The organism is Cupriavidus campinensis (genome assembly GCF_905397395.1).
GTDB classification, from domain to species: Bacteria; Pseudomonadota; Gammaproteobacteria; order Burkholderiales; family Burkholderiaceae; genus Cupriavidus; species Cupriavidus campinensis.
This window is the reverse complement of the sequence record NZ_CAJPVH010000041.1, coordinates 1-21898: the sequence shown is the minus strand read 5'-3', so window position 1 is coordinate 21898 and position 21898 is coordinate 1. Positions and strand designations below refer to the sequence as shown.

Genomic DNA, 21898 nt, shown 5'->3' with positions numbered 1-21898 from the left:
CCGATGTCCAGCCTGCTTGCCAATCTCAACGCCGAACAACTCGCCGCCGTCACGTTGCCCGATGAACCGGCCCTGATCCTGGCGGGGGCGGGCAGTGGCAAGACCCGCGTGCTGACCACCCGCATCGCCTGGCTGATCCAGAACGGCCGGGTGTCGCCGGCCGGCGTGCTGGCCGTCACCTTCACCAACAAGGCGGCCAAGGAGATGCAGACCCGGCTGTCATCCATGCTGCCCATCAACACGCGCGGCATGTGGATCGGCACCTTCCACGGGCTCTGCAACCGGATGCTGCGCGCGCACTTCCGTGACGCCGGGCTGCCGCAGACCTTCTCGATCCTGGACACCCAGGACCAGCTTTCCGCGCTCAAGCGGCTGCTGAAGTCGCTGAATGTCGATGACGAGAAGTACCCGGCCAAGAACCTCCAGTACTTCATCAACAACGCCAAGGAGCAGGGGCTGCGCCCCCGCGACGTGGAGGCGAACGACGATTTCAACCGCCGTTTCGTCGATCTGTACGCTGCCTACGATGAGCAGTGCCAGCGCGAAGGCGTGGTCGATTTCGCCGAATTGCTACTGCGCTGCTACGAACTGCTGCGCTACAACGACGCCATCCGCCAGCACTACCAGCACCGGTTCCGCCACGTGCTGGTGGACGAGTTCCAGGACACCAACGTGCTCCAGTACCAGTGGCTCAAGCTGCTGGCCGGCTATGGCACGGGCAGCGCGGCGGCGGTGTTCGCCGTGGGCGATGACGACCAGAGCATCTACGCGTTTCGTGGCGCCAACGTCGGCAATATGCGCGACTTCGAGAACGAATTCCGCGTACGCCACCTGATCAAGCTGGAGCAGAACTACCGCTCGCACGGCCACATCCTCGATTCGGCCAACCATCTGATCGCCCACAACGCGCGGCGGCTGGGCAAGAACCTGCGCACGGACGCCGGCCACGGCGAGCTGGTGCGGGTGTTCCAGGCCGGGTCGGACGGGCAGGAGGCCTCCTGGATCGTCGAGGAGATCCGCGACCAGATCGCCCAGGGGATGTCGCGCTCCGAGATTGCCATCCTGTATCGCAGCAACGCGCAGTCGCGGGTGATCGAGCACGCGCTGTTCTCGTCCGGCATCGCCTATCGCGTGTACGGCGGCCTGCGCTTCTTCGAGCGGGCCGAAGTGAAGCATGCGCTCGCTTATCTGCAATTGATCGAGAACCCGCGCAACGACGCGGCGTTCGGGCGGGTGGTCAACTTCCCCACGCGCGGTATTGGGGCGCGCTCGCTGGAGTTGCTCCAGGACGCCGCGCGCCAGTACAACGTCTCGCTCTCCGAGGCGGTGGCCTATGTGCCGGGCAAGGCGGGCAGCACGATGGGCGCGTTTATCCGCCTGATCGAGCAGATGCGGGCCGAGACGCGGCGCATGACCCTGCCGGAGACGGTGGAGTACGTGATCAACACCAGCGGCCTGATCCAGCACTTCCAGACCGAGAAGGAAGGTCAGGACCGCATCGAGAACTTGCAGGAACTGGTTACCGCCGCGCAGGCCTTTGTGGTGGAAGAGGGCTACGGGCTCGACGCACTGGCCAGCGTGCTACCCGCCAACCGGATCGGCGACGCCGCGCCGGTGCTGGCCGATGGCGACCAGGTGCTCCAGGTGCTCGATCCCGAGCAGTTGCCGGTGGTGATGACGCCGCTCGTGGCGTTCCTGACCCATGCCTCGCTGGAGGCCGGCGACAACCAGGCCCAGGCCGGCCAGGACGCGGTGCAGATGATGACCGTGCACGCGGCCAAGGGCCTCGAATTCAACGTGGTGTTCATCACCGGCCTGGAGGAAGGGCTGTTCCCGCACGAGAACAGCGCGATGGAGGCCGATGGGCTGGAGGAAGAGCGCCGCCTGATGTACGTGGCGATCACCCGCGCGCGCGAGCGGCTCTATATGTCCTTCGCCCAGAGCCGTGTGCTGCATGGCCAGATGCGTTACCACATCCGCTCGCGGTTCTTCGAGGAGTTGCCGGAGGCGTCGCTGAAGTGGATCACGCCGCCGGCGCAGGCCTACGGTTCGTACAGTGGTGGCGGTGGTGGCGGTTATGGCCGGGAGGGCTATGGCCGCAACCGCCAGGGCGGGGAGCGGGAGAGCGGCTGGGGCCGCGACTGGTTCAAGAAGCCCGAGGACGTGCCCTACAGCGGCACCCGGCCCACGGGCGGCATGGACACCGGCAAGACCTACGCCGAGGAAAAACGCGCAGCCGACACCGGCTTCCGGGTCGGCCAGAACGTATTCCACAACAAGTTCGGGGAAGGCAAGATCACGGCGCTGGAAGGCGAGGGCGCCGATGCGCGCGCCAATATCAACTTCAAGCGCCACGGCGCCAAGTGGCTGGCGCTGGCGGTGGCCAAGCTCGACACCATCGACTGAAGCCGGCACCCGGCCGGGGTTGCCCCGGCTAGGTGCCTAATACGTCACGTATTGACGTTCTGGGCGTCGGTGGCCTCGGCCGGCACGATGTTGAAGCAGCCGCGATAGGTGGCGTAGAACGAGCAGTACAGAATCGCCAGCATCAGCAGCGAGTACGGCGTGACCAGGAACGACAGCACCGTCTCCGCGCCGATCGCGGCGAAGATCACTTCCAGGAACAGCGGCAGCGCCACGATCAGGACGGCGAACAGCCCGGCGTAGGCGAAGAACGCGCCCCGGTTGCGCCAGCAGGCCGTCCAGCTGAAGAACAGCGCCTTCACCGGCGGCACGCCGTGCCAGGCGGTCAGCATCGGCGCGAACCAGAACAGCATTGCGATCGGCGTGTAGAGCGCCGCCCCGGTCAGCATGGCCAGGTAAAGCTGGCGCATCGCGTCCGGCGTGGGCTCCTCGCCCTTCAGCACCACTTGCGCCAGCGCACCGATATCGACCACCGACGTGGCGATCAGGCTCAGCAGGAACACCATCGCCGCATAGATGCCGCCCAGCACGAACAGGTGCCGCATGGCCTGCTTGCCATTGCTGCGGAACCCCGCCAGCAGCACCGTGGGGAGCACGCGCTTGCTCTGGATGACATCGCGGCAGGCCGTCATCACCCCCACATTGATGCCCGGCGTGACCACCAGCAGCGCGATGATGCCGAACAGCGGCACGAAGATCGCGAGCTGCGCGGCAATCAGGTAGATGAACAGCAGCATCAGGAACGCGAGCGGGTTCTTGCGGAACAGCCAGATGCCCTGGCGGAACCAGACGTAGCCTTCCTTGGCGGGAACTTCCAGTAGTTGCATGGCGAATCAGATCCAGGGGAGCGGTGCGTCGGCGTCGAGACGCCGGCGCAGGATGCGTTCGAAGTGGGTCGGATCGTGCGGCTGGAGCATGTCGGCCTCGCGCGGCAGGAAAAAGTCCCACAGACGCGATACCCAGAAGCGCAGCGCGCCCGCGCGGAGCATGTCCTGCCAGTGCGCGGCCTCGGTGGCCGTGAGTGGCCTCACCGCATGATAAGCCCGCAGCATGGCCTGCGCGCGGTCAACGTCCAGCGCGCCGGTGGGCAGGTCGATACACCAGTCATTCACGGTCACGGCCAGGTCGAACAGCCACTTGTCGTTGCCGGCGAAGTAGAAATCGAAGAAACCGCCGAGTTTCGGCGCGCCGCTGGCATCGGTGTCGAACAGGACGTTGTCACGGAACAGGTCGCAGTGGCACGGGCCGCCGGCCAGCGCGGCGTAGTCGGCGCTGCCGAAGAACGCGGTCTGGTGGGCGATCTCGCCGGCCAGCAACTGGCGCTGGGCCGGGTCGAGGAACGGCAGGATCTCGGGTTCGGTCTGGCGCCACCAGGCCAGGCTGCGCAGGTTGGGCTGCTGGCGCGGATAGTCCTGCCCGGCCAGATGCATGCGGGCCAGCATGGTGCCCACCTCGGCGCAGTGGCTGGCCTGCGGGGCCAGTTGCGAGGCCCCGGAGAGCCGCGTGACGATGGTCGCCGGCTTGCCCTTGAGCGCGCGCAGGATCTCCCCGTCGCGCGCGGCCACGGGCGCCGGCACGCTGATGCCATGCCGGGCCAGATGGTCCATCAGGTGCAGGTAGTACGGCAGCTGCGCGAAGCTCAGCCGCTCGAAGATGGTCAGCACGTACTCGCGCGTGACGCCATCCTGCTCCATGGTCAGAAAGAAATTGCTGTTCTCGATCCCGGAAGCAATGCCGCGCAGCGCGCGGACTTCGCCAAGGTCGTAGTCAAGCAGCCAGCGGGCGATCTCGTCCTGCGAGACCGTGGTGAATACGGCCATACTGTTTTATTGGTGCGAATCGGGCGCGGCAGGCCGTTCTGGACAAAGACCGTCCGCCGCCGCGGCATGACTGCCGGAGGGCCGGCGCGATCCGGTCGGGCGTTGCCGTCCGGCCGGGTCGTGGGTGAATAGGATCGTTGAGACGCTCAGAATTTCAGGTTGACCGACGGCACGCGGTTCACGTCATGGTCACGGATCTTGGGCGAGCTGTCTTCCGGCTTGCTCATCTCGTATTTGGTGCCCATGCCCGAGCGTACCTGGATATCGGTGGCCTGCCCCTTGTTCCGGTACTCGGTCACCTGGGTCCCATCGCGCTCGTGCAGCACGAAGCTCGGCTCGCGCGGCTGGTTGAGCTGGCTTTTGGACGCGGGCGCGATCGGCTGGTTGTTGATCTGGTTCAGCTCTTGTTGTGTCAGCGCACTGCTTTCCGCGTTGCCCTGTGCGGCGGCCAGGGCCGGCATGGTCAGTGCCAGCACGGTCGCGGCGAGCACGGCAGCCGGGTGCGAAGGGGAGGTCATCTGGGGCTCCTGTGCGTGCGGGCCGGCAGGCCCCGCCACGCGGATTGAGTCTGCGGCCCGGCGGCGCTGGACCTGGCAGACTGACAGGCTTCCATTCTAGCAATTCCTGCCGCCCACGGGCCGCTCTCGTGACCCCCGGGGCACCCCGGCACGTGCGTCCTGCGCCTCCTCGCCGACCGGAGACGCCGCCAATGCCTTACAGATAGAACATTTCTTCCTTCGGCGGGATCGGGTGGTCGCCGCCGCGCTTCTCGTAATAGTCATAGACCGCTTCCAGCACTTCCTGGGGCTCGTCCACGATCTTCATCAGGTCGAGGTCGTGCTCGGCGATCAGGCCCATCGGCAGCAGCGTGAAGCGGAACCAGTCCAGCAGGCCCTTCCAGAACCGGCTGCCGTACATCACCACCGGCACCGAGCGCGACTTGCCAGTCTGCACCAGCGTGAGCACCTCGGCCAGCTCGTCCAGCGTGCCGAAGCCGCCGGGCATGACGATGAACGCGTCCGAATTCTTCACGAAGGTGACCTTGCGCGTGAAGAAGTGGCGGAAGCGCATGGCGATGTCCTGGTACGGATTGCCCTGCTGCTCGTGCGGAAGCTCGATGTTCAGGCCCACGCTGGCGGACTTGCCGGCGTGCGCGCCCTTGTTGGCGGCCTCCATGATGCCGGGGCCGCCGCCGGAGATCACCGCGAAGCCGGCGTCCGAGAACAGCCGGGCGATCTCGATGGTCTTCTGGTAGTACGGCGAGTCCTCGCGCAGGCGTGCGCTGCCGTAGATCGAGACGGCCGGGCGGATCTCCGAGAGGTACTCGGTGGCCTCGATGAACTCTGCCATAATCGTGAACATTTGCCACGAGGCACGCGCCTTCTTTGCGGTGGCGCGGTCTTCATCCGCCAGCGCGCGCAGGCTTGGAATCATCTTGCGCGGGTTGGCGCGCGCTGCCGCCGCCGCGGCGGCTGCATCCTGGGCTTCGGGCGATTTGCCCGCCGCCGCGGCATCGGCTTTCGCGGCGATGGCGGCGGCATGCGCCGAGGCTTTTTCGGGCGGCGGGTTCACGGTATCGCCGGAGATGTCGGAAACGTCCGAATCGGCCAGGGGGCCGGTCGCTGCGCCGCCAGCGGGGGCGCCAGTCAATTTAGAGTCCATGGGAATGTCGGATAGTCAAAAAACGCTTTTGCTCGTCGATGGATCGAGCTACTTGTATCGCGCGTATCACGCTCTGCCGGACCTGAGGAATGGCGAAGGGCTGCCTACAGGGGCAATCTACGGCATGATCAACATGTTGCGCAAGCTGCGCAACGACTTCCCGGCAGAGTATATCGCTTGCGTGTTCGACGCCAAGGGCAAGACGTTCCGGGATGCGCTATACCCCGCATACAAGGAACATCGCCCGTCCATGCCCGAGGATCTGGCCAAACAGATCGAGCCGATCCACGAGGCCGTGCGCGCGCTGGGCTGGCCGATCGTGGTGGTGGAAGGCGTGGAAGCCGATGACGTGATCGGCACGCTGGCCTGCCAGGCCACGGCGCAGGGCGTGCGTACCGTGGTATCCACGGGCGACAAGGACCTCGCGCAGCTGGTGAACGACCACGTCACGCTGGTCAACACGATGAGCGGCGAAGTGCTCGATCCGCCCGGTGTGGTGGCCAAGTTCGGCGTGCCGCCGGAGCGGATCGTCGATTATCTCTCCCTGATTGGCGATGCGGTGGACAACGTGCCCGGCGTGCCCAAGGTGGGGCCGAAGACCGCCGTGAAGTGGCTGGCCGAGTACGGCACGCTGGACAGCATCATGGCCGGCGCCGACGGCATCAAGGGCGTGGTGGGCGAGAACCTGCGCAACACGCTCGACTGGCTGCCGCGCGCGCGGGAGCTGGTTACGGTCAAGACCGACTGCGACCTCAGCGACGCCGTGGCGGACTTCCACGCGCTGCGCGAGCTGGGCGAGGACAACGAGAAGCTGGTCGCCTTCTTCTCGCGCTATGGCTTCAAGACCTGGCTGCGCGAGGCCACGGGCGAGTCCCTGCCGAACGCCCGCGCCGCCGCCCGCTCGTCGCGTGCCGGTGCGGCGCCGGCACCTTCGCCGCAGGGCGGGCTGTTCGATGGCCCGGCCGATGCCTCGGCCAACCTCCCCGCGCCCGACACCACCCCCGCCGAGATCCGCTACGAGACCGTGACCACCGAGGCCGCGCTCGACGCCTGGATCGCCCGGATCATCGATGCGCCGCTGACTGCCATCGATACCGAAACCACCTCGCTCGACCCGATGCAGGCCCAGCTGGTGGGCCTGTCGCTGTCGGTGGAGCCGGGTGAGGCCGCCTACATCCCCGTCGCCCATCGCGGCCCGGATGTGGCCGGCATGGAGAACCACGGCCAGCTGTCGCGCGAATACGTGCTGGAGCGGCTGCGCCCGTGGCTCGAAGACCCGGCGCGGCCGAAGCTCGGCCAGCACCTGAAGTACGACTCCCATGTCTTCGCCAACCACGGCGTCAAGCTGCTCGGCATCGCCCAGGACACGATGCTGGAAAGCTACGTGCTGGCCTCGCACCGTAACCACGGCATGGACAGCCTGGCCGAGCGCCTGCTGAACCTGAAGACGCTGACCTACGAGGAAGTCTGCGGCAAGGGCGCGAGCCAGATCGGCTTCGACCAGATCGACCTCCAGCGCGCCACAGAGTACGCGGCCGAGGATGCTGACGTGACGCTGCGTCTCCATCGCAAGATGCATCCGCAGCTGGAAGCGGCCAGCGGGCTCAAGTATGTGTACGAGAACATCGAGATTCCCGTCTCGGTGGTGCTCCAGAAGATCGAGCGCAATGGCGTGCTGATCGACGCCGCGCGGCTTGGCGCACAGAGCGCCGAACTCGGCCAGCGCATGATGGCGCTGGAGGCCGCCGCCTTCGAGGCCGCCGGGCAGCCGTTCAACCTCGGTTCGCCGAAGCAGATCGGCGAGATCCTGTTCACGCAGATGAAGCTGCCGGTGGTCAAGAAGACCGCCAGCGGGGCGCCATCCACGGACGAAGAGGTGCTGCAGAAGCTGGCCGAGGACTATCCGCTGCCCAAGCTGCTGCTCGACTATCGGGGTTTGTCCAAGCTGAAGTCCACCTACACGGACAAGCTGCCGAAGATGGTCAATCCGCAGACCGGGCGCGTGCACACGAGCTACGGGCAGGCCACGGCCGTGACAGGCCGGCTGGCCTCGACCGAGCCGAACCTCCAGAACATCCCGGTGCGGACCGAGGAGGGGCGGCGCATCCGCGAGGCGTTCATCGCCGCGCCGGGCAACGTGATCGTCTCCGCCGACTACTCGCAGATCGAGCTGCGCATCATGGCCCATATCTCGGGCGACGAGAACCTGCTGCGCGCCTTCGCCAACGGCGAGGACATCCACCGCGCCACCGCGGGCGAGATCTTCGGCGTGGAGCGCGAGGCGGTGTCCAGCGAGCAGCGCCGCTACGCCAAGGTCATCAACTTCGGCCTGATCTATGGCATGAGCGCGTTCGGGCTGGCCAGCAACCTCGGCATCGAGCGCGAGGCGGCCAAGCACTACATCGACCGCTACTTCATGCGCTACCCCGGCGTGGCCCACTACATGGAAGAGACGCGCCAGACCGCGCGCGAGCAGGGCTACGTGGAAACGGTGTTCGGCCGCCGCCTCTGGCTGCCCGACATCAACGGCGGCAATGGCCCGCGCCGCCAGGGCGCCGAGCGCGCCGCCATCAACGCGCCGATGCAGGGCACGGCGGCGGATCTCATCAAGCTGTCGATGATCGCCGTGCAGGACTGGCTCGAGGGTGACAACCTCGGTACGCGCCAGATCATGCAGGTGCACGATGAACTGGTGCTCGAAGTGCCGCAGGCCGAACTCGAACTGGTGAAGACGCGCCTGCCCGAGCTGATGTGCTCCGTGGCGACGCTGCGCGTGCCGCTGGTGGCCGAAGTGGGCAGCGGCAGCAACTGGGAAGAGGCGCATTGAAGGTGACGCCTCTCCTGCATGCGGATGCGTACAGGAGAGGCGTTGCGGTGAATGCGCGACACCATCGCGTGGAGGCTTGCCAGTTCTATTGCCGTGCAGCAAACTGGCATCAACGAACAGGATCCGCGCGGCGCCACAACGACAACATAACGCTCGCCGACGCGGGTCGACACCGGTTTCCAAATAGAGAAGATCGGGTAGACCATGAGCACCACGGATGGCAGTACAACCGGTAACGAGGTAGCAGCAGGCACGGTGGCACACATCGGTACACAGGGCGATACACAAGTCGAACCATCGCCCAACGCGCAGCGCGACACGCTGCGCGCGACGCAGGCATCCGCCCATCGCATCATCGTCGTGGGCGGCGGGGCCGGCGGGCTTGAGCTCGTGACCCGGCTCGGCGACAAGCTGGGCAAGCGCGGCCAGGCCCAGGTGGTGCTGGTGGACCGCTCGCCCACGCACATCTGGAAGCCGCTGCTCCACGAAGTGGCCGCCGGCAGCATGGACCCCAACACCCACCAGCTCGAATACGTTGCGCAGGCGCGGTGGCACCACTTCGAGTTCCAGCAGGGCGAGCTGACCGGTGTCGATCGGGCGCGCAAGGTCATCCAGGTGGCCGCGTGCGTCGATCTGGATGGCACCGAGCTGCTGCCCGCGCGCGAACTCCCCTATGACACGCTGGTCCTGGCCATCGGCTGCGTCACGCACTTCTTCAACGTGCCCGGCGCGGCCGAGCATGCGATTGCGCTCGATACCGTCGAGCAGGCCGAGCGCTTCCGCCGCAAGCTGATTGCCGCGTGCGTGCGCGCCCAGAATGGGCGGGGCCGTACCGGCGAGGATGGCCGGCCGCGCGTGGACGTGGCGATCATCGGCGCCGGCGCCACGGGCGTGGAGCTGTCCGCCGAGCTGCGCAACACCGCGCACGTGCTCAACGCCTACGGCCTGCACCAGCTGGACCCGCGCCGCGATGTGCGCATCCACGTGATCGAAGCCGGCCCGCGCATCCTGCCGGCGCTGTCCGAGCGCGTGTCCGCCGAAACCACCAAGCTGCTGCGCAAGCTCGACGTGGACGTGCTGACCGCCGAGCGCGTGACGCAGGTCACCGACGACGCCGTGCTCACCGCCAGCGACAAGCGCATCGACGCCGACCTGACGGTCTGGGCGGCCGGCATTACCGCGCCGGGCGTCCTCCGCACGCTCGGCCTGCCAGTCAGCAAGCAGGGCCAGATCGTGGTGGGCCCCACGCTGCAAACCGAGGCCGATCCGGACATCTTCGCGTTCGGCGACTGCGCCAGCTGCCCGTGGCCGGAGAAGCAGACCGCCGTGCCGCCGCGCGCGCAGGCGGCGCACCAGCAGGCCACCTTTCTCTATGACGCGATCCGCGCCCGCATGGACGGCAAGCCGCTGCCGCGGTTTGCGTTCAAGGACTTCGGCTCGCTGGTGTCCCTGGGGCACTTCAGCGCGGTCGGCAGCCTGATGGGCGGGCTGATCGGCGGGTCGATGTTTATCGAGGGGCTGATGGCGCGCTTCATGTACACCTCGCTGTACCGGATGCACGTGCTGGCGCTCCACGGTGCCATCGGCATGGGGCTCGATACGGTGACGCACTGGCTGCGCAGCAAGACCAGCCCGCGCGTGAAGCTGCACTGAGGAGCATTGGGGAGGAAGGGGCGGGGGCGTGGCACGGGGCGGCAAAGTGCGCTTAGAATCGCTGGCGTTGCGTGAGCACCGTATGCGTCACGCCAGCGAACCCAAGGAGCCCGCCCCATGCTGCAGCCCGAAGTGGAAAGCCTCGTCCCCGGCCAGACGTTCGATCGCCGGCGTTTCGTCAAGACCGCGCTGGGCTCCGCCTTCGCGGCGGCGGCCCTGCCGGTGGCGGCCGAAACCATCAAGACCGACTTCAACGGCCTGACCGCCGGCGAAGTGACCATCCCGTCCGGCGGCTTCAACATGCCCGCCTACCGCGCCCAGCCCGAAGGCAAGACCAACCTGCCCGTGGTGCTGGTGATCAGCGAAATCTTCGGCGTGCATGAACACATTGCAGACATTTGCCGACGCTTCGCCAAGCTCGGCTACCTGGCCATCGCGCCGGAACTGTTCGCGCGGCAGGGCGACCCGGGCAGCTTCGGCACGATCCAGGAATTGCAGACCAACATCATCGCCAAGGTGCCGGACGCGCAGGTCATGGGCGACCTGGACGCCGCCAGCACCTGGGCCGGCGCCCATGGCGGCGACCTGAACCGGCTCGGCATCACCGGCTTCTGCTGGGGCGGACGCATCACCTGGCTCTACACCGCCCATAGCCCCCGGGTGAAGGCCGGCGTGGCCTGGTACGGCCAACTGGTAGGCGAGCCGACGCCGCTCAAGCCGCGCAGCGCACTGGAGAGCGTCAACCAACTCCACGCGCCCGTGCTGGGGCTGTACGGCGGCAAGGACACCGGCATCACGCAGGAGCACGTCGCGAAGATGAAGGCCGCGCTGGTAGCGTCGCCCGATGCCAATGCGAAGGCTTCGACGTTCGTGGTCTATCCCGAAGCGGGCCACGCCTTTAACGCCGATTACCGGTCCAGCTATGTGGAAGCTGCCGCCAAGGATGGCTGGCAACGCTGCCTGGCCTGGCTGCGCGCGAACAAGGTGGCCTGAGCGGGAGCGAGCGGGGGCGATTGACCCTGCCCCGAGTTGGACATCGCGGACATTGCAAAGTCGGCGCGGACATACGTACAATGCGGCTTTCCAGTTTTTGCAACCTTGTTGCGTTAATCGGTATGCGGCGGACCTGACAGCCGCATACCGGGCGCCGGGAGCCCATCATCCATTCCACGCTTCTGTACATCCTGCTGGCGGCGACCATTTCGGGCGTCGGGAGCATTCTCGGGGCGGCGCTGCTGTCGCTGACCGTGGCCTCGCGCGTGGTCGAGCGCATGGTGAGCTTCTCGGTAGGGGTGTTGCTCGCCACGGCACTGCTTCACTCGCTGCCCGAGGCGTTCGAGTCCGGCGCAGACCCGCGTGCGCTGTTCGGCACATTGCTGGCCGGCCTGCTGGGCTTCTTCCTGCTGGAGAAGATCTCGTTGCTGCGCCACTCGCACCACCATGAGGGCGACGGGCACCACCATCATCACGGCCATGACCGCGAGGAAGCGGGCCGCAGCGGCCTGACCATCCTCGTCGGGGATACCTTCCACAACTTTGCCGATGGCATCGTGATTGCCGCTGCCTTCCTGGCCGATCCCAAGATCGGCGTGGTGACGGCGCTGGCGATTGCCGCGCATGAGATTCCGCAGGAAGTTGGCGATTTCATCGTGTTGCTCAACGCGGGATTCTCGAAGGCGCGTGCCTTCGCGTTCAACCTGCTGTCGAGCCTGGCGGCCGTGATCGGCGGCGTGGTGGGATATTTCCTGCTGGACCAACTGAGCGGCTGGATTCCGTATGTGCTCGTGATTGCGTCGAGCAGCTTTGTCTATATCGCCGTGAGCGACCTGATGCCGCAGATGCAGCGCAGGCCGCGCCTCAAGGAGTCGGCGGTGCAGGTGGTGCTGGTGGCGGCGGGCATCGCGGCGATCGTGTTCATCACGAACGGCGTGCGCGAGGAGCACGACCACCACCGTGGGACGAAGACGGAGGCGGCGTCGCACTGACGCCGCTTCGCGTATTGGCGCCGGGATTCAGGCGCCGGTCGCTACCGGCCGCTTCGGGTCGGCGCACCACTCGCTCCACGACCCCGGATAGAGCGCCGCGCCGGTCAGGCCAGCCACTTCCATCGCCAGCAGGTTGTGGCAGGCGGTCACGCCGGAGCCGCACTGCATCACCGTATCGGCCGGCGCCTTGCCGGCAAACACCTGGCCGAACTCCGCACGCAGCGTCTCCGCCGGCTTGAAATAGCCGTCCGGGGCGAGGTTGTCTTTGAAGAAGCGATTCACCGCGCCGGGAATATGGCCGCCGACGGGGTCGAGCGTCTCGTTCTCGCCGCGGAAGCGGTCGGCGGCGCGGGCATCCACCACCAGCCGGGACGGGCTGGCGAGATTGGCCAGCAGCGCTTCGGCATCGACGGTCGGCACCAGCGACGCCTTGCGTGACAGGTCACCGCCGGTGCCGTTGTCGGTGTCCGTATCGGGCTCTGGGGTTGCCCCGCGCTCGAGCGGCAGCCCAGCCGCCACCCAGGCATTCTTCCCGCCATCGAGCACCGTCACGGCCCCATGGCCAATCCAGCGCATCAGCCACCAGAGCCGGGCCGCGAACATGCCGCCCTGGGCGTCATAGGCCACGACCAGCGAACCATCGTTCACGCCAAGCGCCCGCAGCCGCGCGGCGAACAGCTCCGCATCGGGCAGCGGATGCCGGCCGTTGAATCCGGTCTTGGGCCCGGACAGTTCGTTGTCGAGGTGGAGGTAGTAGGCCCCCGGCAGGTGGCCCTGGTGATAGGCCTCGCGCCCGGCAGCCGGGTCGGCGAGATCGAACGAGCAGTCGAACAGCACGACGTCGTGGCTGCCCTGGCTAAGCAGCGCATCCAGTTCCGTCGCGGAAATCAGTGGGTTCGGCATTGGCGTTAAGCATCGGGTTGAGCAATGCCGTCAATGCTACACCGCGCGCCGGGTCAACGTCGGCTGGCGCGTCGGCGGAGCAGGCGCCGGACGAGAAGGGCGAGAGCCGTGGCGGCGGCCACGGGGAGGAAGGAAAGGATCAGGTAGTAGTTGGTGGCGAGAGACTCGACATCGTCCATCTGCGGATCCGTCGTCATCCGTCCGATGACATCAGCCACCCACTCCGGGTAGTCAGGGAAGACGTCCGGGTAGTGGCTCCAGGCCATGGCATACAGGAACGTGGCGATCACCAGCCAGATTGCCAGTAGCAAGGCATTGGCGAGCCATTTCATTTGACCACCACTTTCCCATAGGCGCGGAAATCAGCGCCTGGGACAGCACTTCCTCTGGAGCGCTTTCCGCCTGTTTCACGATCGATGATGTAGTACGTGCCGGGTGGGATGGGGCCGAGCTTTACCAGGCAGCTGTTCGCCCGCTTGTTGATATAGGGGGTCTTTCCCGAGAAGGCAGGGAATGAAGCGCTGCCAACGCTAAATGCGCTTATCGGCTGGTCATTCAACACAAAACCGCACTGCTGCATGGCAAAGCTCCGTCGTTGGGTGCGACGGGGGACTCTACCCAGCCACGCTCAGCCCGATCTGACCATCATCAAAGCCGGGCGGGCTTTCAGCGTTCTGCTACACCGCGGGATCGATCAGTGCGGTTTTGCGCGTCGGCGGAGCTTGCGCCGGAGGAACAGGCCAAGTGCCGTCAGGACGGCCACCGGCGGGAACGAGAGGATCAGGTAGTAGTAGGTCGTCAGCGACTCGATGCCCCTTGGCTGATAGTCCCTTGTCAGCCAGTCGATGAAACGGCCCACTGACTCAGGGTATTCAGGGAAATAGTCGGGATAGCGGCTCCATACGAGCCCGTAGATATGCGTGGCGACGACCAGCCAGATCACCAGCAGGACTGTATTGCGGAGCTGACTCATCTGACCACCACTTTTCCGTAAGCGAGGAGCCGTGTTCCCGGGATCGGGAATTTCTTCGAGGCCGTCAGCAAATGACGGATGACGTGGAAGTCAGTAGGGCGCTCGATCGTGATGCAGCCCTTGCTGATGCCACGCCTACCTTTTGGGTGCAACCTAAAGTTGCCTCGACGAATTTCATTGCAAAACGTCCAGTCGTCCATGCGGCCATCGTCGGCGTATAGCGCGAACCAATCCGTTTGGCGTTCGTACCATTCGTAAAACCACCCCAGTCGTCCGCCAGATTCACGATCAACGATGTAGTACGTGCCCGGTGGAATGGGGCCATGGTCTGGAATACAGATGCTCGTTCGCTTGTTGATGTGGGGAGCCAGGCCAGAAAAGGCAGGAAACTCGGCACTTCCTGCACGGAACGCACTCATCGGCTGGTCGTTCAACACCAAACTGCACTGCTGCATGACAAAGCTCCGTCGTTGGGTACGACGGCAGACTCTACTCAGCCAAGCTCAGCCCGATCTGACCATCATCAAAGCCCAGCAGGCTTTCGGCGTTCTGCTACACCTCAGGATGCACTTCCGCCTCCGCCGACTTCACAGGCGTGGCCGGGGTCGGGTGCTTGTCGGTGTCGCGGGCGCGGGTGAGGGTGGTGGCGATGCCGCTGGCGATGATCAGCACCATGCCGAGCCACGAGATCCAGTTGAGCTTGTCGTCCCAGACCAGGATGCCCCAGAGGCTGGAGAACACGATGCCCGCGTACTGGAGGTTGGCGGTCAGGAGGGTATTGCCGCGCTTGTAGGCGCGCGTCATCGAGGTCTGGCCCAGCGTGGCCAGGATGCCGATGGCGAGCAGCAGCCCAGCGCCGTGCCAGGTATGGTGGCTGACGCCGGAGTAGAGCATCCAGACCAGCCCGCAGACCATGCCGACGGCGGAGAAATAGAAGACGATGCGGCCTTCGGGCTCGCCAAGCTGGCCGAGCTGGCGCACCTCCACATAGGCCAGCGCCGTGAACACGCCGGAGATCAGGCCGATGAGGCCGCCGGTCAGCTGGTCCTTGCCGACCGACGGCTGCAGCAGGCAGAGCACCCCGGCGAACGACAGCAGGATCGCGCCGATCAGCTTGCGGTCCGCGCCGCCCGCCGTGCCGGCCAGCGCCGCGCTGGCGCCCAGGATCAGCGCGATCCAGACCGGCGACATGTAGTTCAGCGTCATGGCCGTGGCCAGCGGCAGCAGGGTGATCGAGGTGAACCAGAGTAGCAGGGCGGTCACGCCGAACAGGCTGCGCTTGATGTGCGTGGCCATGTGCGGCGTGCGTACGGAAATGCCTTGCGAGCGCAGCATGATCCACATGATCGTCACACCGATGATGCTGCGATAGAAGACGATTTCGCCGGTGGTGTAGAACTCGGATGCCAGCTTGACGCCCACCCCCATCAAGGAAAAGGCGAAGGCGGCGAACAGCATCCAGAGCGATTGCATGGCGGGGGCGAGAGAGGTGGAACGGCAGCCGGCCGGGCTTCGTGGCGGCCGGCGCAGCGCGGGAAAACCCCGATTCTATCAGTGGCCAGATGGCCACTCCAACGCAAAACGGACCGTTTTCACGGTCCGTTTCGGGCTGGCTACAGGGGTTGGGCGAATAGCGGGCGATAACCGACCACTCACGCCTGCCGGCGCCTCAGCCGGTGTACCGCATGCTCCGTCGATACCACTCGTGGAAGTGCTGCATGCCGTCTTCCATCGGCGACTGGTACGGGCCGGTCTCGCTGACGCCGCGCTTCATCAGTGCCAGGCGGCCAGCGTCCATGCGCTCGGCGATCTCGTCGTCCTCGATGCACGTCTCCATATAGGCGGCGCGCTCGGCCTCGACGAACTCGCGCTCGAACAGCGCGATTTCCTCGGGGTAATAGAACTCCACCACATTGCGGGTCTTGCGCGGACCCACCGGATGCAGCGTCGAGATGACCAGCACGTTCGGGTACCACTCCACCATCACGTTGGGGTAGTAAGTCAGCCAGATCGCGCCGTGCTTGGGCAGCTTGCCGTTGTTGAAGCGCAACACTGCGTCGTGCCACTTCTGGTAAGTCGGGCTACCTGGCCGCTTCAGGCCCTGGTGCAGGCCCACGGTCTGCACACTGTGCCATTCGCCGAACTCCCAGGTCAGGTCGTCGCACGAGACGAAGCTGCCCAGGCCCGGGTGGAACGGCACGACGTGGTAGTCCTCCAGATAGACCTCGATGAAGGTCTTCCAGTTGTAGTCGCACTCGTGCACTTCCACGTGGTCGAGCATGTAGCCGTCGAAGTTCAGGTCCTCGGCCACGCCCATGCGAGCGAGGTCCGCGCGCACATCGCGGGCGCCCTCGAACAGCAGGCCGTTCCAGTTCTGGAGCGGCGACCGGTTCAGGTGGACGCACGGCTGCTGCGCGAAATGCGGCGCGCCGAGCAGGTCACCCTTGAGGTCGTAGGTCCAGCGATGGAGCGGGCAGACGATGTTCTTGGCGTTGCCGCGGCCGTTCAGCATGATGGCCTGACGGTGGCGGCACACATTCGACAGCAGCTCGATGCCGTCCGGATTGCGGACCAGCATGCGGCCCTCGTCCTCGGCGGCGAGCGTGTGGAAATCGCCCGTCTCCGGGACCATCAGCGTATGGCCGACGTATCCCGGGCCTTTCCTGAACAGCAGTTCCAGTTCTTGTTGATGCAGCGCCTCGTCAAAGTAGACATCCACGGGCAACTGCGAATCAGCCGGCGCCAGCTTGAGCGCGGTGCTGAGATTGGACATTATCCCCACTCCCTAGTAACAGGCGAAAGCAGTGAACAACCCAACCATCGAAATATGAAATCGATTTGGGAAACCCTGTCAGACGAGCCGGGCGCGGTCCGGTTCCCCGGCGTGACTGGCCGAAACTTGAGGTTCGGTGCAGGCGGGCACAGGGCGGGAGCTGCGTTACACAAAGCACTTAAAAGCTGGCAACGGGCGACCCCTGGCACGGCGCCGCCGATCTCGCTGACGAGGGCGGAATTGTACCCGAGCCAAAAACTTAAGGGTCTGATTATTTTGCCTTTTTAGCGAAAAAGTCGACCCGGGTCGTCATGGAGGTGCCCTTTGGGGCGCATTCGGAATGACGACCATAGCGCACAAGTCACTTCCGTGAAATGGAGTGATTCATGCATAACATCGCGTGTGCGTGCGCCACGTTGGCGATACGTATCTGCGGCCAAGTCCGGGATTGGCGTAAAATCCCGAATTCCCCTGAACAAGGCCCGACATGCCAAAACCGACGACCGCACAGGTCCAGCCTGACGACGCGCCCGCAGCCGGCGCGCAGCCAGCCTCTTACGAGGCCGCCATGGCGGAGCTGGAAACCCTCGTGGCCAGCATGGAAAGCGGCGAACTGCCCCTCGAGGCCTCTCTCACCGCGTATCGCCGCGGTGCCGAACTGGTGCGCTACTGCCAGCAGAGCCTGGAGCGGGTGGCGCAGCAGGTCAAAGTACTGGAGGGCGACGCGCTGAAGCCGCTGGCTGGCGAGTCCCGTCCTGATAACAACAGCAACGGCACAGATTTCGAATGAGCGATTTCGCTACCTGGATGCGGGCGCAGGGCGCCCGGACCGAGGCCGCCCTGGACTCGGCACTGCCGTCCACGGACACAATTCCACACACCTTGCACGAGGCCATGCGCTATGCTGTCCTCGGCGGTGGCAAGCGGGTGCGCCCGCTGCTGGTACATGCGGCCGGCGAAGTGGCCGGTGCCACACCCGAGGCATGTGACGCGGCAGCCTGCGCGGTGGAGATGATCCACGCCTACTCGCTGGTCCACGACGACATGCCCTGCATGGACGACGACGACCTGCGGCGCGGGCGCCCCACGGTGCACAAGGCCTATGACGAGGCTACCGCGCTGCTGGTGGGTGACGCATTGCAGACCCAGGCGTTCATCCTGCTGGCCCGCACCCCGGCACTGGCGCCCGAAGCGCGCCTGAAGCTGGTGGATGAGCTGGCTGTGGCCTCGGGCTCGGTCGGCATGGCCGGCGGACAGGCCATCGACCTGCAGAACGTGGGCCTGGCGATGTCGCGCGACGCGCTGGAAGCCATGCACCGGATGAAGACCGGCGCCCTGCTGCGCGCGAGCGTGCGCATGGGGGCGTTGTGTGGAAACATCGATCCGGCCGGCCTGGCCGCGCTGGACCGCTATGCGGCCGCCGTGGGATTGGCGTTCCAGGTAGTTGACGATATTCTCGACGTCACGGCCGATACGGCGACCCTCGGCAAGACCGCCGGCAAGGACGCCGCCAATGACAAGCCGACCTATGTGTCGCTGATGGGCCTCGATGCCGCGCGCGAGCTGGCCGCCCAGTTGCGCACCGATGCCCACGAGGCATTGGCGGGATTCGGCACCCGGGCTGGCCGGCTGGCCGAACTGGCCGACCTGATCGTGCTGCGCTCCAATTGAACTGACAAGCCGGACATAGAGAATCCGGCGGCCGAACGGACATCATGACCTACACGCTGCTCAACAAAATCGACGCCCCCGCAGACCTGCGCAAGCTGGATCGCCGCCAGCTCAACACGCTGGCTGACGAACTGCGCGCCTATGTGCTGGAATCGGTCTCCCAGACCGGCGGGCACCTGTCGTCCAACCTCGGCACGGTGGAGCTGACCATTGCGCTCCACTATGTGTTCGATACCCCGTCCGACCGCGTGGTCTGGGACGTGGGCCACCAGAGCTATCCCCACAAGATCCTGACCGGCCGCCGCGACCGCATGTCCACGCTGCGCCAGTACGGCGGTATCTCGGGCTTCCCGCGCCGCGCGGAGAGCGAGTTCGATACCTTCGGTACCGCGCACTCGTCCACCTCGATCTCGGCCGCACTGGGCATGGCCCTGGGCGCCCGCACCAAGGGCGAGAAGCGCGTAGGCATCGCCGTGATCGGCGACGGCGCAATGACCGCCGGCATGGCCTTCGAGGCCATGAACAACGCCGGCGTCTACAAGGACCTGCCGCTGCTGGTGGTGCTGAACGACAACGACATGTCGATCTCGCCGCCGGTGGGCATGCTGAACCGCCACCTCGCGCGCCTGCTCTCCGGCCAGTTCTACGCGGCCACCAAGAAGGGCATCGAGCGCGTGCTGTCGGTGGCGCCGCCGGTGCTGGAATTCGCAAAACGGCTGGAAGAACATGCCAAGGGCATGGTCGTGCCGGCCACGCTGTTCGAGGAGTTCGGCTTCGACTACATCGGCCCGATCGACGGTCACGACCTCGACTCGCTGGTGCCGACGCTCCAGAACATCCGCCAGCGCGCGCTGGAAGGCCACGGCCCGCAGTTCCTGCACGTGGTGACCAAGAAGGGCCAGGGCTACAAGCTGGCCGAAGCCGACCCGATCCTGTACCACGGCCCCGGCAAATTCAATCCGGCCGAGGGCATCCGTCCGTCGGCCAAGCCGTCGCGCAAGACCTACACGCAGGTTTTCGGCGAATGGCTATGCGACATGGCCGCCGCCGACAAGCGCCTGATCGGCGTGACGCCGGCCATGCGCGAGGGCTCGGGCATGGTCGAGTTCGAGAAGCGCTTCCCGGACCGCTACTACGACGTGGGCATCGCCGAGCAGCACGCGGTGACCTTCGCCGGCGGCCTGGCCTGCGAGGGCCTGAAGCCCGTCGTGGCGATCTACTCCACCTTCCTGCAGCGCGGTTATGACCAGCTGATCCACGACGTGGCGCTGCAGAACCTGCCCGTGGTGTTCGCGCTGGACCGCGCCGGCCTGGTGGGCGCCGATGGCGCCACGCACGCCGGTGCCTACGACATCGCCTACCTGCGCTGCATCCCCAATATGATGGTGATGACGCCGGCCGACGAGAACGAGTGCCGCCAGTTGCTGACCACGGCGTTCCAGCAGGATTGCCCGACCGCCGTGCGCTATCCGCGCGGCGCCGGCGCCGGCGTGGCCACCGAGGCCGCACTGACCGCGCTGCCGGTGGGCAAGGGTGAGATGCGCCGCGAGGGCCATGCCCGCGCGGGCCAGCGCGTGGCGTTCCTGGCGTTCGGCTCGATGCTGCACCCGGCACTGGGCGCGGCCGAGGCGCTGGACGCCTCCGTGGCCAACATGCGCTTCGTCAAGCCGCTGGACGTGGAGCTGGTGAAGTCGCTGGCCGCTAACCACGACTACCTCGTGACCGTGGAAGAGGGCAGCACGATGGGCGGTGCCGGCAGCGCGGTGCTTGAGGCGCTGGCCGAGGCCGGCATCGACATTCCGGTGCTGGTGCTGGGCCTGCCCGACAAGTTCATCGATCATGGCGATCCGGCGTTCCTGCTGTCGCAGTGCGGCCTCGACGCCGCCGGCATCGAGCGTTCTGTGCGCGAGCGCTTCGCCATCGCCGAGGCGCCCGTCAAGGTCGCCACGCCGCGCGTGGCCTGACCCGCACGGCATTACCAGGCAGTAAAAGCCGGCGCGGCTCATCCCGCGCCGGTTTCTTTTTTCACACTCGTTGCGCGGGGGATGACCGCCGCGACCGTAAAGGAAACCGTAGATGAACGACATCAATCCCGCCTTCGTCATGCCCGACGTGCAGTCGAGCGTCGATACCCGCCAGATCGTGATCCAGCGCGTGGGCGTCAAGGGCGTACGCTATCCGCTCACGCTGAAGACCCCGGCCGGCGTAGTGGCCACCGTGGGCACCTTCGATCTCGATGTGCGCCTGCCGGCGGACCAGAAGGGCACGCATATGTCGCGCTTCGTGGCGCTGCTCGAGGACTACCGCGCCCCGCTCGACCTGGCCGCATTCCGCACGCTGCTGGACGACATGCTGGTGCGCCTGGAAGCCGACGCCGGCCGCATCGAGGTCACGTTCCCGTACTTCATCTCGAAGACCGCGCCGGTGTCCGGCGTGGAATCGCTGATGGACTACGCGGTCACGCTGACCGGCGAGGTCCGCGACGGCCAATCGCGCCTGTGGCTGACCGCGCTGGTGCCGGTGACCAGCCTGTGCCCGTGCTCGAAGAAGATCTCGCAGTACGGCGCGCACAACCAGCGCTCGCACATCACGATGCGCGTGGAACTGGCTGGCGACCTGCCCGTGGAAGCGCTGGTGCGCATGGCCGAGGAAGAGGCGTCGTGCGAGCTGTGGGGCCTGCTCAAGCGCCCCGACGAGAAGTTCGTGACCGAGCGCGCCTACGAGAACCCGAAGTTCGTCGAGGACCTCGTGCGGGACATCGCAATGCGGCTCAATGCCGATGCGCGGATCGTTGCCTACACGCTGGAAGCGGAGAATTTCGAGTCGATCCACAATCACAGCGCCTACGCCGTGATCGAGCACGACAAGCGGCAGCCCGCCTGAGCGCGTCGTCGCAAAGAAAAAAGCCACCCTCGTGAACTGACCCCCTAAAGTTGGACGGTCGGTGACGCTAGGCGCCGGAGGGCTGAGTCCTGTATTGCACGGGACTCAGCCCTTTTAGTTTGAGCTTGATACGGTCGTAGTTGTAGTAGCGGATGTAGCGCGCTAGTCCGGTCTTGAGCTCGTCCACGCTGGCAAACTCGTTCAGGTGGAAGTATTCAGCCTTGAGCGTGCCGAAGAAGCTTTCCATGGCGGCATTGTCAAGGCAGTTTCCCTTGCGGGACATACTTTGCGTCACAGCATGCTCCTTGAGCATGCGCCGATAGG

At 65.9% G+C, this 21898-nt stretch carries 21 protein-coding genes; 9 read left to right on the top strand and 12 right to left on the bottom strand.

Annotation, left to right across the window (positions count from 1 at the left end):
- Window positions 1-3 precede the first annotated feature (3 nt).
- Window positions 4-2406 carry a UvrD-helicase domain-containing protein gene (locus KHO18_RS20090; protein ID WP_211943760.1) on the top strand — a complete coding sequence of 801 codons (2403 nt, stop codon included), beginning with the start codon at window positions 4-6 and terminating at the stop codon, window positions 2404-2406.
- 44 nt (window positions 2407-2450) lie between these two features.
- Here the strand turns inward: KHO18_RS20090 and KHO18_RS20085 are convergent, their stop codons facing one another.
- The 4 genes from KHO18_RS20085 to KHO18_RS20070 all read right to left on the bottom strand — a co-directional run bounded on the left by KHO18_RS20085 (window position 2451) and on the right by KHO18_RS20070 (window position 5906).
- Window positions 2451-3251 carry a BPSS1780 family membrane protein gene (locus KHO18_RS20085; protein ID WP_144198106.1) on the bottom strand — a complete coding sequence of 267 codons (801 nt, stop codon included), beginning with the start codon at window positions 3249-3251 and terminating at the stop codon, window positions 2451-2453.
- A 6-nt stretch (window positions 3252-3257) separates the two neighbouring features.
- Entirely contained in the window at window positions 3258-4244 is a 987-nt protein-coding gene (locus tag KHO18_RS20080) for a homoserine kinase (RefSeq protein WP_211943759.1), read from the bottom strand.
- A gap of 146 nt (window positions 4245-4390) precedes the next feature.
- Entirely contained in the window at window positions 4391-4762 is a 372-nt protein-coding gene (locus KHO18_RS20075; protein WP_144198108.1) for a DUF2782 domain-containing protein, read from the bottom strand.
- A 196-nt stretch (window positions 4763-4958) separates the two neighbouring features.
- Window positions 4959-5906, bottom strand: coding sequence for an LOG family protein (locus KHO18_RS20070; RefSeq protein ID WP_186296840.1), 948 nt, complete (start codon window positions 5904-5906; stop codon window positions 4959-4961).
- A 4-nt stretch (window positions 5907-5910) separates the two neighbouring features.
- On the opposite strand from KHO18_RS20070, the gene polA reads away from it, so the two are divergent.
- The 4 genes from polA (at window position 5911) to KHO18_RS20050 (ending at window position 12371) form a co-directional block, all read left to right on the top strand.
- A complete protein-coding gene (polA, locus tag KHO18_RS20065) occupies window positions 5911-8733 on the top strand; it encodes a DNA polymerase I (protein WP_211943758.1) in 2823 nt (940 codons plus the stop codon).
- A gap of 204 nt (window positions 8734-8937) precedes the next feature.
- Window positions 8938-10386, top strand: coding sequence for an NAD(P)/FAD-dependent oxidoreductase (locus KHO18_RS20060; RefSeq protein WP_244844934.1), 1449 nt, complete (start codon window positions 8938-8940; stop codon window positions 10384-10386).
- A 117-nt stretch (window positions 10387-10503) separates the two neighbouring features.
- On the top strand, window positions 10504-11379 hold the full coding sequence (locus tag KHO18_RS20055) for a dienelactone hydrolase family protein (RefSeq protein ID WP_144198110.1): 876 nt from the start codon (window positions 10504-10506) through the stop codon (window positions 11377-11379).
- Window positions 11380-11561: 182 nt separating this feature from the next.
- Window positions 11562-12371 (top strand): ZIP family metal transporter, encoded by an 810-nt coding sequence (locus tag KHO18_RS20050; protein ID WP_244844936.1) that lies wholly within the window; start codon window positions 11562-11564, stop codon window positions 12369-12371.
- A gap of 27 nt (window positions 12372-12398) precedes the next feature.
- Here KHO18_RS20050 and KHO18_RS20045 read toward each other — a convergent pair whose 3' ends face one another.
- From KHO18_RS20045 to KHO18_RS20015, 7 genes are all read right to left on the bottom strand, one after another.
- Complete coding sequence (locus KHO18_RS20045; protein ID WP_144198112.1) at window positions 12399-13274, bottom strand: sulfurtransferase; 876 nt, start codon at window positions 13272-13274, stop codon at window positions 12399-12401.
- A 53-nt stretch (window positions 13275-13327) separates the two neighbouring features.
- On the bottom strand, window positions 13328-13606 hold the full coding sequence (locus tag KHO18_RS20040; RefSeq protein WP_211943757.1) for a hypothetical protein: 279 nt from the start codon (window positions 13604-13606) through the stop codon (window positions 13328-13330).
- Window positions 13603-13854, bottom strand: a complete 252-nt coding sequence (locus tag KHO18_RS20035) for a tlde1 domain-containing protein (protein WP_211943756.1) — start codon at window positions 13852-13854, stop codon at window positions 13603-13605. The genes KHO18_RS20040 and KHO18_RS20035 overlap by 4 nt, the downstream gene beginning before the upstream one ends.
- Window positions 13855-13968: 114 nt before the next feature.
- On the bottom strand, window positions 13969-14247 hold the full coding sequence (locus tag KHO18_RS20030; protein WP_149135480.1) for a hypothetical protein: 279 nt from the start codon (window positions 14245-14247) through the stop codon (window positions 13969-13971).
- On the bottom strand, window positions 14244-14702 hold the full coding sequence (locus KHO18_RS20025; RefSeq protein ID WP_211943755.1) for a DUF2778 domain-containing protein: 459 nt from the start codon (window positions 14700-14702) through the stop codon (window positions 14244-14246). Before KHO18_RS20025 ends, KHO18_RS20030 begins: the two co-directional genes overlap by 4 nt.
- 97 nt (window positions 14703-14799) lie before the next feature.
- A complete protein-coding gene (locus KHO18_RS20020) occupies window positions 14800-15720 on the bottom strand; it encodes a DMT family transporter (RefSeq protein ID WP_144198115.1) in 921 nt (306 codons plus the stop codon).
- A 196-nt stretch (window positions 15721-15916) separates the two neighbouring features.
- Window positions 15917-17020 carry an aromatic ring-hydroxylating oxygenase subunit alpha gene (locus tag KHO18_RS20015; RefSeq protein WP_144198116.1) on the bottom strand — a complete coding sequence of 368 codons (1104 nt, stop codon included), beginning with the start codon at window positions 17018-17020 and terminating at the stop codon, window positions 15917-15919.
- Window positions 17021-17507: 487 nt separating this feature from the next.
- Between KHO18_RS20015 and KHO18_RS20010 the strand changes: the two genes are divergently transcribed.
- The 4 genes from KHO18_RS20010 to folE2 all read left to right on the top strand — a co-directional run bounded on the left by KHO18_RS20010 (window position 17508) and on the right by folE2 (window position 21574).
- The gene (locus tag KHO18_RS20010) at window positions 17508-17810 is read left to right on the top strand and encodes an exodeoxyribonuclease VII small subunit (RefSeq protein ID WP_144198117.1); all 303 of its coding nucleotides are present in this window, start codon (window positions 17508-17510) and stop codon (window positions 17808-17810) included.
- Complete coding sequence (locus KHO18_RS20005) at window positions 17807-18691, top strand: polyprenyl synthetase family protein (RefSeq protein ID WP_144198118.1); 885 nt, start codon at window positions 17807-17809, stop codon at window positions 18689-18691. Before KHO18_RS20010 ends, KHO18_RS20005 begins: the two co-directional genes overlap by 4 nt.
- A gap of 44 nt (window positions 18692-18735) precedes the next feature.
- A complete protein-coding gene (gene dxs, locus KHO18_RS20000) occupies window positions 18736-20655 on the top strand; it encodes a 1-deoxy-D-xylulose-5-phosphate synthase (RefSeq protein WP_144198119.1) in 1920 nt (639 codons plus the stop codon).
- A 112-nt stretch (window positions 20656-20767) separates the two neighbouring features.
- The gene (gene folE2, locus KHO18_RS19995) at window positions 20768-21574 is read left to right on the top strand and encodes a GTP cyclohydrolase FolE2 (RefSeq protein WP_144198120.1); all 807 of its coding nucleotides are present in this window, start codon (window positions 20768-20770) and stop codon (window positions 21572-21574) included.
- A 67-nt stretch (window positions 21575-21641) separates the two neighbouring features.
- Here the strand turns inward: folE2 and KHO18_RS19990 are convergent.
- Window positions 21642-21898: IS3 family transposase (locus KHO18_RS19990; protein ID WP_211943754.1), on the bottom strand; the 257-nt coding region annotated here is incomplete at its 5' end.

Excerpts from the sequence above, each read along its gene's own strand:
- dxs (WP_144198119.1), top strand. The coding sequence starts at position 18,736 with ATGACCTACACGCTGCTCAACAAAATCGACGCCCCCGCAGACCTGCGC.
- KHO18_RS20005 (WP_144198118.1), top strand. The coding sequence starts at position 17,807 with ATGAGCGATTTCGCTACCTGGATGCGGGCGCAGGGCGCCCGGACCGAG.
- KHO18_RS20080 (WP_211943759.1), bottom strand. The coding sequence starts at position 4,244 with ATGGCCGTATTCACCACGGTCTCGCAGGACGAGATCGCCCGCTGGCTG.
- KHO18_RS20035 (WP_211943756.1), bottom strand. The coding sequence starts at position 13,854 with ATGCAGCAGTGCGGTTTTGTGTTGAATGACCAGCCGATAAGCGCATTT.
- KHO18_RS20020 (WP_144198115.1), bottom strand. The coding sequence starts at position 15,720 with ATGCAATCGCTCTGGATGCTGTTCGCCGCCTTCGCCTTTTCCTTGATG.
- polA (WP_211943758.1), top strand. The coding sequence starts at position 5,911 with ATGTCGGATAGTCAAAAAACGCTTTTGCTCGTCGATGGATCGAGCTAC.
- KHO18_RS20015 (WP_144198116.1), bottom strand. The coding sequence starts at position 17,020 with ATGTCCAATCTCAGCACCGCGCTCAAGCTGGCGCCGGCTGATTCGCAG.
- KHO18_RS20085 (WP_144198106.1), bottom strand. The coding sequence starts at position 3,251 with ATGCAACTACTGGAAGTTCCCGCCAAGGAAGGCTACGTCTGGTTCCGC.
- folE2 (WP_144198120.1), top strand. The coding sequence starts at position 20,768 with ATGAACGACATCAATCCCGCCTTCGTCATGCCCGACGTGCAGTCGAGC.
- KHO18_RS20025 (WP_211943755.1), bottom strand. The coding sequence starts at position 14,702 with ATGCAGCAGTGCAGTTTGGTGTTGAACGACCAGCCGATGAGTGCGTTC.
- KHO18_RS20045 (WP_144198112.1), bottom strand. The coding sequence starts at position 13,274 with ATGCCGAACCCACTGATTTCCGCGACGGAACTGGATGCGCTGCTTAGC.
- KHO18_RS20070 (WP_186296840.1), bottom strand. The coding sequence starts at position 5,906 with ATGGACTCTAAATTGACTGGCGCCCCCGCTGGCGGCGCAGCGACCGGC.
- KHO18_RS20010 (WP_144198117.1), top strand. The coding sequence starts at position 17,508 with ATGCCAAAACCGACGACCGCACAGGTCCAGCCTGACGACGCGCCCGCA.
- KHO18_RS20060 (WP_244844934.1), top strand. The coding sequence starts at position 8,938 with ATGAGCACCACGGATGGCAGTACAACCGGTAACGAGGTAGCAGCAGGC.
- KHO18_RS20055 (WP_144198110.1), top strand. The coding sequence starts at position 10,504 with ATGCTGCAGCCCGAAGTGGAAAGCCTCGTCCCCGGCCAGACGTTCGAT.
- KHO18_RS20040 (WP_211943757.1), bottom strand. The coding sequence starts at position 13,606 with ATGAAATGGCTCGCCAATGCCTTGCTACTGGCAATCTGGCTGGTGATC.
- KHO18_RS20075 (WP_144198108.1), bottom strand. The coding sequence starts at position 4,762 with ATGACCTCCCCTTCGCACCCGGCTGCCGTGCTCGCCGCGACCGTGCTG.
- KHO18_RS20090 (WP_211943760.1), top strand. The coding sequence starts at position 4 with ATGTCCAGCCTGCTTGCCAATCTCAACGCCGAACAACTCGCCGCCGTC.
- KHO18_RS20030 (WP_149135480.1), bottom strand. The coding sequence starts at position 14,247 with ATGAGTCAGCTCCGCAATACAGTCCTGCTGGTGATCTGGCTGGTCGTC.